The sequence below is a fragment of the Bradyrhizobium sp. USDA 4532 genome, from assembly GCF_024171315.1.
Taxonomy (GTDB): domain Bacteria; phylum Pseudomonadota; class Alphaproteobacteria; order Rhizobiales; family Xanthobacteraceae; genus Bradyrhizobium; species Bradyrhizobium australafricanum.
Window position 1 is genome coordinate 343,138 of record NZ_JALJZN010000001.1, and the last position, 13,760, is coordinate 356,897.

General features: G+C 67.0%; 13 protein-coding genes. 8 read left to right on the top strand and 5 right to left on the bottom strand.

Annotation, left to right across the window (positions count from 1 at the left end):
* Positions 1–19 precede the first annotated feature (19 nt).
* A complete protein-coding gene (locus tag J2R76_RS01515; RefSeq protein WP_253623692.1) occupies positions 20–3,847 on the top strand; it encodes a tetratricopeptide repeat protein in 3,828 nt (1,275 codons plus the stop codon).
* Between the two features lie 12 nt (positions 3,848–3,859).
* On the opposite strand, the gene J2R76_RS01520 is transcribed toward J2R76_RS01515, so the two are convergent.
* Positions 3,860–4,669 carry a glyoxalase superfamily protein gene (locus J2R76_RS01520; protein WP_375166475.1) on the bottom strand — a complete coding sequence of 270 codons (810 nt, stop codon included), beginning with the start codon at positions 4,667–4,669 and terminating at the stop codon, positions 3,860–3,862.
* Between the two features lie 300 nt (positions 4,670–4,969).
* Between J2R76_RS01520 and J2R76_RS01525 the strand changes: the two genes are divergently transcribed.
* The 5 genes from J2R76_RS01525 (at position 4,970) to J2R76_RS01545 (ending at position 8,632) form a co-directional block, all read left to right on the top strand.
* On the top strand, positions 4,970–5,206 hold the full coding sequence (locus J2R76_RS01525; protein WP_057018325.1) for a hypothetical protein: 237 nt from the start codon (positions 4,970–4,972) through the stop codon (positions 5,204–5,206).
* 25 nt (positions 5,207–5,231) lie between these two features.
* Positions 5,232–6,197, top strand: a complete 966-nt coding sequence (locus tag J2R76_RS01530; protein WP_057018326.1) for a LysR family transcriptional regulator — start codon at positions 5,232–5,234, stop codon at positions 6,195–6,197.
* An 87-nt stretch (positions 6,198–6,284) separates the two neighbouring features.
* Entirely contained in the window at positions 6,285–6,995 is a 711-nt protein-coding gene (locus J2R76_RS01535) for an SDR family NAD(P)-dependent oxidoreductase (protein WP_168854981.1), read from the top strand.
* Positions 6,996–7,017: 22 nt separating this feature from the next.
* Positions 7,018–7,269 (top strand): 4-oxalocrotonate tautomerase family protein, encoded by a 252-nt coding sequence (locus J2R76_RS01540; protein WP_038385470.1) that lies wholly within the window; start codon positions 7,018–7,020, stop codon positions 7,267–7,269.
* A 121-nt stretch (positions 7,270–7,390) separates the two neighbouring features.
* Positions 7,391–8,632: a YbfB/YjiJ family MFS transporter gene (locus J2R76_RS01545; RefSeq protein WP_253623694.1), complete on the top strand. Its 1,242-nt coding sequence runs from the start codon at positions 7,391–7,393 to the stop codon at positions 8,630–8,632.
* Here J2R76_RS01545 and J2R76_RS01550 read toward each other — a convergent pair.
* From J2R76_RS01550 to J2R76_RS01565, 4 genes are all read right to left on the bottom strand, one after another.
* The gene (locus tag J2R76_RS01550) at positions 8,629–9,780 is read right to left on the bottom strand and encodes an aminotransferase class V-fold PLP-dependent enzyme (RefSeq protein WP_253623695.1); all 1,152 of its coding nucleotides are present in this window, start codon (positions 9,778–9,780) and stop codon (positions 8,629–8,631) included. The genes J2R76_RS01545 and J2R76_RS01550 overlap by 4 nt on opposite strands.
* A gap of 55 nt (positions 9,781–9,835) precedes the next feature.
* On the bottom strand, positions 9,836–10,723 hold the full coding sequence (locus tag J2R76_RS01555; RefSeq protein ID WP_057018330.1) for a hypothetical protein: 888 nt from the start codon (positions 10,721–10,723) through the stop codon (positions 9,836–9,838).
* An 87-nt stretch (positions 10,724–10,810) separates the two neighbouring features.
* The gene (gene fliP, locus J2R76_RS01560) at positions 10,811–11,563 is read right to left on the bottom strand and encodes a flagellar type III secretion system pore protein FliP (protein WP_063709685.1); all 753 of its coding nucleotides are present in this window, start codon (positions 11,561–11,563) and stop codon (positions 10,811–10,813) included.
* Entirely contained in the window at positions 11,560–12,501 is a 942-nt protein-coding gene (locus J2R76_RS01565; RefSeq protein WP_253623696.1) for a flagellar biosynthetic protein FliO, read from the bottom strand. The genes fliP and J2R76_RS01565 overlap by 4 nt, the downstream gene beginning before the upstream one ends.
* Positions 12,502–12,860: 359 nt before the next feature.
* Between J2R76_RS01565 and flgB the strand changes: the two genes are divergently transcribed.
* On the top strand, positions 12,861–13,271 hold the full coding sequence (flgB, locus tag J2R76_RS01570; protein ID WP_076825629.1) for a flagellar basal body rod protein FlgB: 411 nt from the start codon (positions 12,861–12,863) through the stop codon (positions 13,269–13,271).
* A 39-nt stretch (positions 13,272–13,310) separates the two neighbouring features.
* Complete coding sequence (gene flgC / locus J2R76_RS01575) at positions 13,311–13,736, top strand: flagellar basal body rod protein FlgC (protein WP_018272466.1); 426 nt, start codon at positions 13,311–13,313, stop codon at positions 13,734–13,736.
* Positions 13,737–13,760 lie beyond the last annotated feature (24 nt).

A 13,760-nucleotide genomic window follows, 5' to 3' on the forward strand; every position in this document is an offset into this window, starting at 1 on the left:
CCCGAGAAAACGTTTCGAGATGGCGCGAACGGCTGCCGCTGGAACATGGTCGCTAGGCCGCGCCTGGGCGCGGACCGCGCGCCTATGCCTGCTTGCCACCGCCCTTGCGCTTACAACCCTTACCTATCCGACTGCGGCGCGGGCCGAAGACGCGGTGCCAGGTGAGGCGACATTCTCTGCCGCGAACGGCTATGCCCGGCTGGTGCTGAAGCTGAAGGAGGATGTCGAATCGGAGGTCACGACCGCCGGCTCGATCATCGTGATCCGCTTCAAACGTCCGGTCGATATCCCCGTCGAGAAACTGCAGGATGCGGTGCCCGATTATGTCGGCGCCGCGCGCCGCGATCCCGACGGCTCGGCGATCCGTCTGTCGCTGGCGCGCCGCGTCTCCATCAACACCATGACCGCCGGCGAGCGCATCTTCATCGACTTCCTGCCCGACAGCTGGACCGGCCCGCCGCCGTCGCTGCCGCAGGAGGTGATCCGCGAGCTTGCCGAGCGCGCCCGCGCCGCCGAGCGCCTGCTGCGCATGCAGCGTGCCGCCGACGCCGCCAAGAAGAAGCCGCCGGTGCGGGTTCGCGCGCTGGTGCAACCCACCTTCGTCCGTTTCGTGTTCGAGGTGCCCGACGGGGTCAGTGTCTCCTCGGTGCTGAACGAGCAGAAGTTGACACTGTCCTTCAACTCGGTCCTGACCTTCGACCTTGCCGATGCCAAGGTCGCCGCCCCACCGAATGTCGCGTCGATCAGCGCGCGCGCCGACACGGACACGTCGGCAGTCGACGTGTCGCTGATGGGCGATGTCGACGTGCATTCGTTCCGCGACGAGAAGAACTACATCGTCGACGTCGCCTTCCAGCAGAACGAGCAGCAGGCGGCAAAGCCCTCGCTGAGCTCATTGTTGCCGACGCCGCGCGCCAAACCAAAAGGCGCCGCGGCGATCGCGCCGGTGACGTCGGAAAGCATCGCCCAGCAGGCCAAGATCGAGATCAAGCCTGAACAGTCCAAATCCGAGACGGCGAAGTCCGAGCCTGCCAAGTCCGAGTCTGCCAAGTCCGAACCGCCGCGCTCCGAGCCGCTCAAGCCGGAGCAAGCCACGAGCGAGCAACCGGCGGCCGCGCCCGCCAAAACGGAGCAGCCCCGATCGGAACCGTCCGATCCCGAGCTGCCGAAAATCGCGGCGGCACCTGCGGCCAACGCCGAGAACGCTGCTGCGCCGACCCCGCCGCACGACGGTGGTGCCGGCTCTGCGGCGGAACAGAACACGGCGCCCGTGACCGACGCACCACGACCGGTGCCTGCTGTCGCCGCCGCGCCGGCGATGGAAGCGCCGGAGGCGGCTGCGGCGCCATCGCCGCCCGCTGCGGAGGCCCGTGCCGGCGGCAAGCCCGCGGTCGAGGCCCAGCGCGACAGCGACGGCTTGCGCGTGACGTTCTCATTCCCCGGCGCGACGCCGGCGGCGCTGTTCCGCCGCGCCGACACGGTTTGGATGGTGTTCGACACGGCTGAGGCAATCGACGTCGATCCGGTCCGCGCCAAGGCCGGCTCGCTGATATCAGATGTCAGCCGGATCGCGCTGGAGAAAGGCCAGGCGGTGCGCTTCCGCCTCAACCGGCCGCAGATGCCGTCGCTCGAAAGCGACGACCGCTCGCGCGGCGTGAGCTGGACGCTGACCTTTGCCGACCGCGTGCAGAAACCGCCATTGCCGCTCACTGTGGTGCGCAACATCTCGGAGCCCTCGCTCGCCAATGTCAGCGTACCGCTCGCCAATCCCGGCCAGCTGCACAGACTGGTCGATCCCGATGCCGGCGATACGCTTTGGGTGGTGACCGCGCCGCCGCCGACCCGCGGCATCATCAAGCGGCAGGATTTCGTCGAGCTCTCGCTGCTGGAATCGATCCACGGCGTCGTGGTTCATCCGAACGCGGACGACGTCAAGGCCGAGGTCGGCGCCGACAAGGTGATGCTGGGCCGGCCCGGCGGCCTGACGCTGTCATCGGCCGACGTCGCCGCCGAGCGCGCGACCGCGGCGGTGAAGCCGTTGTTCGATCCGGACGAGTGGCGCAAGAACCAGTCAGACACGTTCCTCAAGCAGCTCGACGGCCTGATTGCGGCGACCGCGTCGGCCAATGCCGAGCAGCTGCCGCAGGCGCGGCTCGATCTCGCCGACTTCTACATGGCGCGCGGCATGTACCAGGAAGCCCATGGTGTCGCCAATCTGATCCTGTCCGAGAGCAAGCGCGGCAGCGAGACGGCGTCGGTGGTGATGGTGCACGCGGTCGCCAGCATCCTGATCGGCCACCCGGCGCAGGGCCTCAAGGATCTCGCCAATCCCGTGATCGGCAACGGCTACGATTCCCAATTGTGGAAGGGGCTCGCCTTCGCCCGCGAGGGCAAATGGGCCGAGGCGCGCGAGAAGTTCAAGAACGCCGAATTCGCGGTGGCGACGCTGCCGCCCGATTTGCAGCGCATCGTCACCATGGACTCGATGAAGGCCTCGCTCGAGGTCAAGGACTATGCCGGCGCCGCGCGGCGCAAGAGCGATCTCGACGTAGTCGGCGTTCCCGGCGAACTGAAGCCCGCGGTTGCGGTGCTGCGCGGCCGGCTGGCCGAGGCGCTCGGCCAGGAGAAGGATGCGCTCGACGCCTATCGCTTCGCCGCCAATTCGGCCGATCGCCAGGCTGCCGCCGAAGGCAGGTTGCTGGAGACGCTGCTCAAGCAGAAGCGCGGCGAGATCGGCCGCGACGATGTGCTGAAGGAGCTCGAGTTGCTGTCGATGCTGTGGCGCGGCGACAATATCGAGCTGAAGACGCTGTATGTGCTGTCGAAGATCTACGCCGAGACGACGCGCTATGCCGACGCCTTCGCGGTGACGCGTGCGGCGACCCGGCTGCAGCCGAATGCGCCGGAATCGCGCCAGGCGCAGGATGGCGCCTCGGCCTTGTTCGTGCAGCTCTACCTCGGCCCCAGGGGCGACGAGATGTCGCCGATCGATGCGCTCGGCACCTTCTACGAATATCGCGAACTGACGCCGATCGGCCGCCGCGGCGACGAGATGATCCGCCGTCTCGCCGACCGCCTGGTCGGCGTCGATCTGCTCGACCAGGCCGCCGACCTCCTGCAATACCAGGTCGACAAGCGGCTTGAAGGCGCGGCCCGCGCCCAGGTCGCGGCGCGCCTTGCGATGGTCTATCTGATGAACCGCAAGCCCGACCGCGCCATTGCCGCGCTGCGCTCGACGCGGATCGCGGATCTCTCCGGCGAGCTGCGCCAGCAGCGGCTGCTGCTCGAGGCGCGCGCGCAGAGCGACGTTGGCCGGCACGATCTCGCGCTCGACATCATCTCGAACATCACCGGCCGTGAGGCAATCCGGCTGCGCTCCGACATCTATTGGGCGTCGCGGCACTGGCGCGAGGCGTCCGAGCAGATCGAGCTCTATTATGGCGACCGCTGGCGCGACTTCACCCCGCTCAATCCGGGCGAGAAGGCCGATATCATCCGCGCCGTGGTCGGCTACGCGCTTGCCGAGGACGCCATCGGGCTGTCCCGGTTCCGCGAGAAATACGCGCCGCTGATGTCCGGCGATGCCGACAAGCTCGCCTTCGACTCGGCCAGCAAGCCGGTGGCGACGTCCAGCGCCGAATTCGCCCAGATCGCGCGAATGGCCGCCAGCGTCGACACGCTCGACGGCTTCATCCGCGAGATGAAGACCCGCTTCCCCGACGCCACCGCCCGCGCGCCATTGCCCGATCCGGTCGCGACCGGATCGGTGACTGACAAGCCGAAGGTCGCGCCGGTGAGCGCGCTGCCGGCGATCAAGGGCGAGCGCCGCGCCAGCGCGGCGCCGTAGCCGCGCTGGGTCTCACGGCCCGGCAGACACCCACGCGGTCGAAATGATCCCGGTGGCGTCGAGCGCGATCCGCCAATGCGAGGCGCCGTTGGCGTGCCGCACACTGTAGACATCCTCGCCCTGCGCGCCGACGCCGAGGAAGCGGGTGGCTTCGATCGCGCCGAGGTCGGCGAGGAAAGGCTGCAGGTGTGGCAATTGCTCGCGGGTCGCCGCGGCGAGCGCGGGGGCCATGTCCGCATAGTCGGACTGTCCCGATGCGACCCCCTCGATCAGGCGGCGGAGCGCGGCCTCGGTTCCTGGAGCCGGCGACTGTTTCTTCACACGCTCTGCGGTGCGATCCGCAATCTGTTTCGCGCTTGCAGCGTCAATGCGCGGCATCGGCTTGTCGCCATTTTGATGCAGGATCAGTGACGTCGCCTGACCGTCAGCCGCGATGACAAAGCTGATCTGCGCGTCGACCTCCCTGGCGAAAAACCCGGTCTGGCTCTCCGCAAAGAACGGTACGGCCCGCTGCCCGGTGAGCTGTACAGCCAAGTGGTGATCCTCGCGCATCACACTGAGGACGGCCTGCTCGCTGAGCTGGTAGAAGCCGGCATAGCGGTCGAGCACCGCGGCAGCGACTGCGATCTCTTGCCGCACGACGTCCGGCGGCGATCGCGGAGCGGAAGCCGGCACATCGGCGGATCCGCCGGCGGCCTGTATCCGTGCCGCCAGCGTGTTCCAGTCGCGCTGGCCGAACAGTTTGGCGATCAGCTCCAGGCTGTCGCTGTGGGTGAGGGGGATCGATTTGGCGCCGAGCGCTTCGCGCAGCGTCTGCGCCATGGCCTTGGCATCACGAAAGTCGCGCATGGGATCAACCTTTGCATCGACGAACGGAGAGCGTCAGGGGCTTGCGTTGCTGACCCGTTCGTGCGGGCAAAGGAAGCCTGAAACATGGCTTGATACCTTCACCGTCCCCGGGTGGGGTGCAAGCGGCGGGTGGTATCGACCCTGCCAAATGTTCGCCGGGGACGAGCATTTTGTCAATTGCAACTGGTTGTGATCGCACGCGTGCTCTCGACATCCTGCCGTCAAATCGGCAACCATGGCGTCCGTTGCGCAGCGCCGGGAGGACGTCGTTACATGAGCAAGCCGATCAAGACCGAAGCCGAACTGATCGCGATGGCGCGGGCAGAGCTGAAGGCCCATGCCGACTGCCCCGACGGCATCGACATCTCCGTGCTGCGCGACGGCGACAGCTGGGAGTTTCGCGCCAGCGCCGATGACGCCACGGTGGCGAGGCCCGGCTATCCCGAATGCGTCGCGATGCTGGTGCAGATCGGCGACCATCTCAGCAAGCAGTATGACGTGAAGGAGTAACGGCGACCGCGAAGCGGGGGGATCGATGGACCGCATCGACGCCATGAAGGTCTTCGTTGCGGCGGTCGACGAGGGCAGCCTCGCCGGTGCCGGGCGGAAACTGCGGCGCTCGCCGGCGGCGGTCAGCCGGGCGATCGCTTTCCTTGAGCATCATGTCGGCGCCGAGCTGCTACATCGCACGACGCGCTCGCTGAAGCTGAGCGATGCCGGCCAGCGCTATGCGGCCGCATGCCGTCGTATCCTCGGCGAGCTCGAGGAAGCCGATATCTCGGCGGGCGGCGAGCGGTCAGTGCCGCGCGGCACGCTGACCGTCACCGCGCCCGTCGTGGTCGGCGAGGACGTGCTGCGGCCGGTGCTCGATGCCTTCATGACGGACTACCCGGCGGTGTCGGTGCGGCTCGTGATGCTCGACCGCACCGTCAATCTGATCGACGAGGGGATCGACGTCGCGCTGCGCATCGCCCATCTCGCCGATTCCAGTTTCATCGCGATCAAGCTCGGCGAGGTACGCCGCGTGGTCGCGGCATCGCCCGGCTATCTCGCGCAGCATCCGCTGATCGCCGAGCCGGCTGATCTGGCGAAGCACCAGATCATCGCCATGACGCATTTCGGGCTCGACTCCTGGAGCTTCCCGCCGGCCGCGAAGTCGAAGATCGCGCGCGCGGTCCAGTTCATGCCGCGGCTGGTCGTCAACACCGTGCGCGCGGCGGTGGCCTCCGCCAGCGAAGGACACGGCGTCACCCGGCTGTTCTCGTATCACATCGCCGAGGAAATCCGTGACGGGCGGTTGCAGATCCTGCTCGCCGGCGACGAGCATCCGCCGCTGCCGGTGCATCTTTTGGCGCCGCAGGGTCGCTTCGACGTGCCCAAGGTGCGCGCCTTCGTCGATTTCGCGACGCCGCGGCTGAAAGGCTATTTCGAGCGGCTGTCGCGCGAGGCCAGCAGGGCTGGCGCCATTCGTTCGCGCCGCGGAAGAGTGTCTGCCGAATAGCGGGCATTCGCGCGGAAAGCGGATGTATCTAGCTTCCTCTCCATCGAAGCGGCGCTGGGTCGCTTCAGCAGCAGATGGAGAGAGAACATGGGTGCAGAGCAGAAGGTTGCCATCGTCACCGGTGCGTCGCAGGGCCTCGGCGAGGCCATCGTCAAGGGCTATCGCGACCGCAACTGGCGCGTCGTCGCCAATTCCCGCAGCATCAAGCCGTCGACCGACAGCGACGTTCTGACCGTCACAGGCGACATCGGCGATCCCGAAGTTGCCGACCGCATCGTCAAGCAGGCGCTCGGGCGCTTCGGCCGCATCGACACGCTGGTTAACAATGCCGGCATCTTCCTTGCCAAGCCGTTCACCGACTACACCGACCAGGACTACGCGCAGGTGCTCGCGACCAATCTCAACGGCTTCTTCTACATCACCCGGCGCGCCGCCAGGGAGATGGAGAAGCAGGGCTCCGGACATATCGTGCAGATCACGACCAGCCTCGTCGATCACGCCAATAGCAACGTGCCCTCGGTGCTGGCCTCGCTGACCAAGGGCGGCCTGAACGCCGCGACCAAGTCGCTCGCCATCGAATATGCCGCCAAGGGCATCCGCGTGAACGCGGTCTCTCCCGGTGTGATCAGGACACCGATGCACGCGCCGGCGACGCACGACTTCCTCGCCAAGCAGCATCCGGTAGGACGCATGGGTGAAGCCAAGGATATCGTCGACGCCGTGCTGTTCCTGGAAGGCGCGGGCTTCGTCACCGGCGAGATCCTGCATGTCGACGGCGGCCAGAGCGCCGGTCATTAACGAGCACGATCCGGAGAGTGCCATGCCTATCGTCACCATCCAGGTCACGCGTGAGGGGACGGCGCCGGGGGCGTCGTCCACCACGCCGGAGCAGAAGGCTGCATTGATCAAGGGCGCCAGCGAGCTGCTGCGCGACGTGCTTGGCAAGCCGATGGAGTCGACCTTCGTCATCATCGAAGAAGTCGATACCGATAATTGGGGCTGGGGCGGGCTGCCCGCGCTGGACTATCGCAAGAAGCTCGCTGCAGCTGCGGCGTCCAAATCTTCCCGCTGAAGGCTTCCCCCAAACCGAATGTGCATTTCTCCCAATCGGGAGAGGTGAGCCGTGATCGCTGTGAGCGATTGCTGCGATCGCAACTAATCATTTTTCATGAACGGCCGGAGGGCCTACTGCGATGTCCATGTCAGCCAATGTCGATCACCACCGGCGCCATCACGCCGAGCCGCGCCTCGATGCCGGCGAGCCGCTATGGCTGTCCGCGGCCGCGGGGCTGTGCGCCTCGCTGGTCGGGCTCGGACTGGCGCGCTTCGCCTACACGCCGTTGATCCCGGCATTGATCGCCGCAAAGTGGTTCACTCCGGCGGAAGCGGTCTATCTCGGTGCCGCCAACCTTGCCGGCTATCTCGCCGGCGCGCTGCTCGCCCGCGATCTCGGCGCGCGCATCGGCTCGGTGTGGGCGCTGCGCGGCATGATGGTGCTGGCCGCCATCACCTGCTTTGCCTGCGCGGTGCCGATCTCCTTCATCTGGTTCTTCGGTTTTCGCTTTCTCGCCGGCGTCAGCGGCGGCGTGATCATGGTGCTGGCGGCAACGGCAATCCTGCCGCATACCGCGCCCAGCAAGCGCGGCCTGATCGGCGGCGTGATCTTTGCCGGCGTTGGCCTCGGCGTCGCCGCGTCCGGAACACTGGTGCCGCTGTTGCTGCAACAGGGCGTCAAGCAGGCCTGGTACGGCCTTGGCGTCCTGTCGGCGGTGCTGACACTGGTCAGCTGGAAGGCGTGGCCCGCCGAAGCTCCCGCCGCACGTGGCGTGGTCGAACAGCCCGTCGCGTCGCATGGCCTGCGCTCGCCGCTGGTGATCGCGCTCTGCCTGGAATACGGCCTCAACGCGCTGGCGCTGGTGCCGCACATGGTGTTCCTGGTCGATTTCGTCGCCCGCGGGCTTGGGCAGGGCATCGCGGCGGGATCGCATTACTGGGTGCTGTACGGCATTGGCGCCGTGGTCGGACCGTTGCTCACGGGACACCTCGCCGATCGCGCCGGCTTCGCCGCGGCGCTCCGCGCGGCGTTCCTGATCGAGGCCGTTGCGGTTGCGCTGCCCGCCGTGACGACATCGCCTGCCGCGCTGATCGTGTCGAGCCTGATCGTCGGCGGCTTCACGCCCGGCATCGTGCCGCTGGTGATCGGCCGCATCCACGAGCTGATCCCGCATTCCGCGGCGAGCCAGCGTTCAGCCTGGGCGCAGGCCACCACGACCTTCGCGCTGTTCCAGGCGGCGGGCGCCTATGGCCTGTCGTATCTGTTCGCGCACAGCGGCGGCGACTATGCGCTGTTGTTCGTGATCGGCGCGGCCGGAGTGGTCGTCGCGCTGGCGATCGAACTGTTCGGCGTCGTCGGACTGCGGCACAAGTCCGGCTAACCGCGCAGCGCTTTGGTCAAGACCGCGACGAGGCGATCGACATCGGCCTCGTCGTTGAAAACGTGCGGCGAGATCCGCATCCGGCCGAGCCGCAGCGCGACATGGATGTTCTCGGCGGCGAGCCGCGCGATAAGTTCTTTCGGGATGCCGCCCGCCATGCCGAGGCTCAGGATGTGCGGCGCACGCACGCTGCGCGCCGGGACGTTGAGCCCGAAGTCACGCACGCCGTCCGCGATCCGCTCGTTCAGCATCGCGAGCCGCGCGCTGACGGCCGCGGCGCCCCATTCCGCCATCATCTCGATGCCGATCGAGGCCATCTCCAGCGTGATGAAATGATCGCGCTCGCCCATGTCGTAACGCGTGGCGTTGTCGACATAGGCGAGATCGCCGAAATAGACCGGATTCTCGGAGTTCACGTTGCGGCGGCCGCTGGAGGTCTGCTCCAGCGGCACGCCGTTCTGGTGGCGTTTTGCAATGTAGAGGAAGGCGCGCCCGTAGGGGCCGATCAGCCATTTGTAGGTCGGAAACATCACGGCGTCGGGGTCGAGCCTCGTCACGTCCATCGCCACGACACCCGCGCTCTGCGTCGCGTCGATCACGAACATTGCGCCGTGCTGCCGAAGCGCGGCCTGCACCTTGTCGACGTCGATCATGCCGCCGTCCGACCAGTGCACCGAGGAGATCGAGGCGAGGCCGACCGGCGGCGCGCCCGGCCGCTCGATCGTTGCAAGCAATGCCGATGTCCAGTCGCCGTCGGCGGGCTGGCGCACGGTGTCGACGACGAACCCTTGCGCCTCGGCGCGGGCGTGCCATTCGAGGACCGGCGAGGAATGGTCGTTCTCCAGCACGACGACGCGGGTGCCGCGCGGAATGCTCAGCGCCTTCGCCACCGTCGCGACGCCGTAGCTGATCGCGGGGATCAGCGCGACATCGTCAGGTGCGGCATTGATCAGGCGGGCCGCCGCGCTACGGGCGCGCTCATGCTGGCGGCCGGCGAAGCCGGGATCGATGGTCCAGGGCTGGCTTTTGCGTCCGACCGCTGTGCGGCCGGCATCGAGCGTCTTCAGCGGCAGCGGGCTGTAGGACGCCGAATTCAGGTAGCAGACCTCGCGTGGAACATCGAACAGATGGCGCTGGGAGGGAAGCATGTCGTCTCGTTTGCTGGAATTTGCGGATCATGACGTGACGCCGAAGAGCGCGCGCTCATCCGTCATACTGGTCCGGCCCCATCGCCCAAGGCGCCTGGTCATAGCCGTTGGCGAAGGTGCGGTTGGTCTGCGCCGGATTGCGATTGACCAGCGGCCGCAGAAACATCGGATGCGTGGCGCTGCGCACCTCGTGCTCGACGGTGAACAGATGTCGGCCGTCGGCCGGATCGACGATATCGCAGAAGCGGTACTGGTATTGATTGTCTTCGCGGGAGACCAGATTGCGTTCGCGCAGTCGCTGGTAGGGGCCCGAGAAGTCCGTGATGTAGATCTGGATGTGATGGCCGTCGAATTCGCCCTGCGCCGCGTCGCTCTCGCGGAATTGCAGATACTGATCCTTGCCGACTTTTGCGCGCGCGACGACGCCATCGCCGTTTACGACGCTGGCGGGGATGCCCAGGATCTCAGGATAGAACCGGCTGATCGCCTCAGCCGTGCCGCGCGGCACCTCGAACTCGACATAGGGCATGCCGAGCGCGATGCGCCCGAACCGTTTGGCGTCCGGTTCAAAGCAGCGTAGCCGGTTGCCCCAGGGGCAGATGGCCTCGACGTGATCATTGCGCTCGCGATAGCTGAACGCGGTGCCCTCGAGCTTGGGCGCGACCGCGGCGAGCCGCTGCAGCAGGGCCTGCCGCCCGGCGATCACGATGCCGGTGTGGCCGCGCAGCACCTGCTGGCGGCCGCTCGGCAGGTGAAACTGGCTGCGGCCGACATTCACCCACATGTTGCTGTCGGAGACCATCAGATAGGGATCGCGGGTCAGCCCGATGCCGGCGACGTAGAACAGCGTGGCGAGGCGCTGGTCCGGCACCTGCACGTTGACATGTTCGAGATGGATGGCGTTGCCGAGATCTTCTGCGGCGCGGTCGAATGGCTGCTGCACGGCGCGGCTCCCTGGATGCGGTGCCGCGCATGATAGTGCAACGGTGTGGCCGATCCAGCTGACGGGCCATGAATGTTTCGCAGGGCGCTACCCCCCGTAACTCTGCACCAGGCTGCCGGCGACCAAAGCCCAGCCGTCGACCAGCACGAAGAAGATCAGCTTGAACGGCAGCGAGACCACCACCGGCGGCAGCATCATCATGCCCATCGACATCAGGACCGAGGCGACCACGAGGTCGATGATCAAAAACGGCAGGAACAGCAGGAAGCCGATCTCGAAGGCACGTTTCAGCTCGGAGATCATGAAGGCCGGCACCAGGATGCGCAGCGACATCTCCTCCGGCGTCGCCGGCGGCGGCTCGCCGGAGAGGTCCATGAACAGCTTCAAATCCTTCTCGCGGACGTTCTTCTGCATGAAGCCGCGCAAGGGGACCGAGGCGCGCTGCAACGCGTCCTCAACGCCGATCTGGTTGGCGACCAGCGGCTTGATGCCGTCGTCATAGGATTTCTGCAGCACCGGCCCCATCACGAAGGCGGTGAGGAACATCGCAAGCGCGATCATCACCGAGTTCGGCGGCGCGGTGGCAGTGCCGAGCGCGGTGCGCAGCAGCGAGAGCACGACCACGATGCGCGTGAACGACGTCATCATGATCAGGATCGACGGCGCGATCGACAGCACCGTCAGCAGCGCAATCAGCTGGATCGCGCGCTCGGTCACGCCGCCATTGCCGCCGCCGAGATTGATGCTGATATCCTGCGCCATCGCCGGATCAGCGAGGGATCCGGCGGCGATCAGGACAGCGATGAAAAAAACTCTACGCGGGACTGCCCCTGGCCTCACGAAGGATTCTTCGGTCGGCCGAGCAGCGAGGCCATCTCGTCCTCGAGATTTTCGAACCCGCTCTTCTGTCCGCCGGCGGGCGGGGCGGGCGGCTCGCTGCGCTGCGGGCGCGCCGGCGGCGCCTCGGGCGCAACCGGCGGCGCGACGGTCTCGCCGGCGCCGGTCGGGCGGCGCAGCGCCGCTTCGAGCCGTTGCGCCATCTCGGCGAGATTGGCGTCGGCGTTCGATGGAGGCGGCGGGGCCGGAGGCGCCTGCGTTGCAGCCGGCGGCGGTGCCTGGGGAGGCGGTGGCGGCGGCGTCACGGCGCGCTCGGTTGTGCGCAGCGGTGGCGGTGCCTTCTGCGGCTCGGCGGCACGCGGCGGACGCGGGACGACCGGCTCGGAGCGCGGCGGCAGGCGTGGCGGCATCGGATCGGGCCGCGGCTCGCCGCGTTCGGGCGTGAAGCCCGCGAGCGGATCGCTGCGACGCTCGGCGATCGGCGGCGGGGGCCGGCGCAGCTCGTCGGCGAAGGAGGGCCGCGTCTGACGCGGCGGCAGCTCCGGCTCGGGAAGGTCGAAATTGTCGGAGCGGGCGGCTTCGCTCTCGTTCCAGGCTGCATCCGGAAGCGGCGCCACGCGCGGCGGCGCGGCATCGGCTGCGACAGCGGGGCGGGTCGACATTTGATCGCGCGCGGGCATCGCGCGGACGATATTCGGCTCGACGACGATATCGGTGGGGCCGCCGATCATCAGGAGATGCTCGATATTGTCGCGGCGGACCAGCACCAGGCGGCGCCGCCCGTCAACGGCGGCAGCGTCGATCACCGCCAGGCGCGGCATGCGCCCGCGGTTGGCGTTGGCCCCGAGGCGGTTTCCGGCGAAGCGGCGGACGAGCCATGCGGTCACGCCGATCAGCGCCAGCACGACAACGAATGCCAAGACGAATGTAATGACCTGCATATTGGAGTCCCCGGCCATCTTGGCCTTCCTCAGCTTTCGCCATCAACGGGCGCGGATTGATAGGTGCGGTTTGCGCAGCGAATCGCGCCCGAGATTCGCCTTATTTCTTAATTCCCAGCGGCTTGCAGCCGGCTGTTCTATTAATAAACCAAGAATCGCTTGTCCCAAAACGACTTCTCAGCGCCCCACGCTGTCTTGGTTTGTGCTGGTTAACGCAGCATTCGTGGCGAAAATGCGCTCGCAGGCCGCAGTTGCGGCGTTCTCCACGGATCCGTCCGGCATTTTAACCACCCGTTAACCATACACCGGGCAAATTCTGCCTACCTCGGAAGAGCCCAGAGGTTAACGGAGCCGCGGCGATGGCCATGAACGATCTCCCGATCCTGTCGGCGTTGCGCACCAAGATGCAGTGGCACCAGGAGCGCCAGCGGGTGCTCGCCGAGAACATTTCCAATTCCGACACGCCGAACTTCCGGCCGCGCGACCTGGCCGAGCCGAAGTTCGACCGGGCCGGCGCCACGGTTGGCGGCGGCGTGGGGACGCTGCCGATGATGCAGACCAGCGCTACCCACATGGCGGCGTCCGGCGCGCCCGACAGCTTCGACAACGATCGCGGCAAGAGCGGGTTCCAGACCCGTCCGGCCGGCAACGCGGTCAATCTCGAGGAGCAGATGCTGAAAGTGTCGGCCAACCAGATGGACTATGCGGCCGTCACCTCGCTCTACAGCCGCAGCCTGCATCTGCTGAAGACTGCGATCGGCAAGGGCTAGAGCAAGGGTTAGCCCGCCTGACGGCGGCAGGAGGATCCCATGGCAGATGGAACAAGCGATTTCGCCCGCTCGATGAGCATCGCAACCTCAGGCCTGCGGGCGCAGGCGGGGCGCATGCGGGTGATCTCGGAAAATATCGCCAATGCCGATTCGACGGCGCAGACCGCGGGCGGCGATCCCTACCGCCGCAAGGTGCCGACCTTCTCCTCCACGCTCGATCGCACGCTCGACGCCCAGGTCGTGGCGCTGGGCCGGATCCGCCCCGACCAGTCTTCGTTCCGTGTCAAGCACGAGCCGGGCAATCCGGCGGCGGACGCCTCGGGCAACGTCAAATATCCGAACGTCAATGCGATGGTCGAAATGACCGACATGCGCGACGCCCAGCGCTCCTACGAGGCCAACCTCAACATCATCAGCGCGACGCGGCGGATGATCCAGCGCACGCTCGACATCCTCAAGTCCTGACGCAACAAGAACAGGGAACGTAAA

Excerpts from the sequence above, each read along its gene's own strand:
- J2R76_RS01515 (WP_253623692.1), top strand. The coding sequence starts at position 20 with ATGGCGCGAACGGCTGCCGCTGGAACATGGTCGCTAGGCCGCGCCTGG.
- J2R76_RS01520 (WP_375166475.1), bottom strand. The coding sequence starts at position 4,669 with ATGGCGCAGACGCTGCGCGAAGCGCTCGGCGCCAAATCGATCCCCCTC.
- J2R76_RS01525 (WP_057018325.1), top strand. The coding sequence starts at position 4,970 with ATGAGCAAGCCGATCAAGACCGAAGCCGAACTGATCGCGATGGCGCGG.
- J2R76_RS01530 (WP_057018326.1), top strand. The coding sequence starts at position 5,232 with ATGGACCGCATCGACGCCATGAAGGTCTTCGTTGCGGCGGTCGACGAG.
- J2R76_RS01535 (WP_168854981.1), top strand. The coding sequence starts at position 6,285 with ATGGGTGCAGAGCAGAAGGTTGCCATCGTCACCGGTGCGTCGCAGGGC.
- J2R76_RS01540 (WP_038385470.1), top strand. The coding sequence starts at position 7,018 with ATGCCTATCGTCACCATCCAGGTCACGCGTGAGGGGACGGCGCCGGGG.
- J2R76_RS01545 (WP_253623694.1), top strand. The coding sequence starts at position 7,391 with ATGTCCATGTCAGCCAATGTCGATCACCACCGGCGCCATCACGCCGAG.
- J2R76_RS01550 (WP_253623695.1), bottom strand. The coding sequence starts at position 9,780 with ATGCTTCCCTCCCAGCGCCATCTGTTCGATGTTCCACGCGAGGTCTGC.
- J2R76_RS01565 (WP_253623696.1), bottom strand. The coding sequence starts at position 12,501 with ATGCAGGTCATTACATTCGTCTTGGCATTCGTTGTCGTGCTGGCGCTG.
- flgB (WP_076825629.1), top strand. The coding sequence starts at position 12,861 with ATGGCCATGAACGATCTCCCGATCCTGTCGGCGTTGCGCACCAAGATG.
- flgC (WP_018272466.1), top strand. The coding sequence starts at position 13,311 with ATGGCAGATGGAACAAGCGATTTCGCCCGCTCGATGAGCATCGCAACC.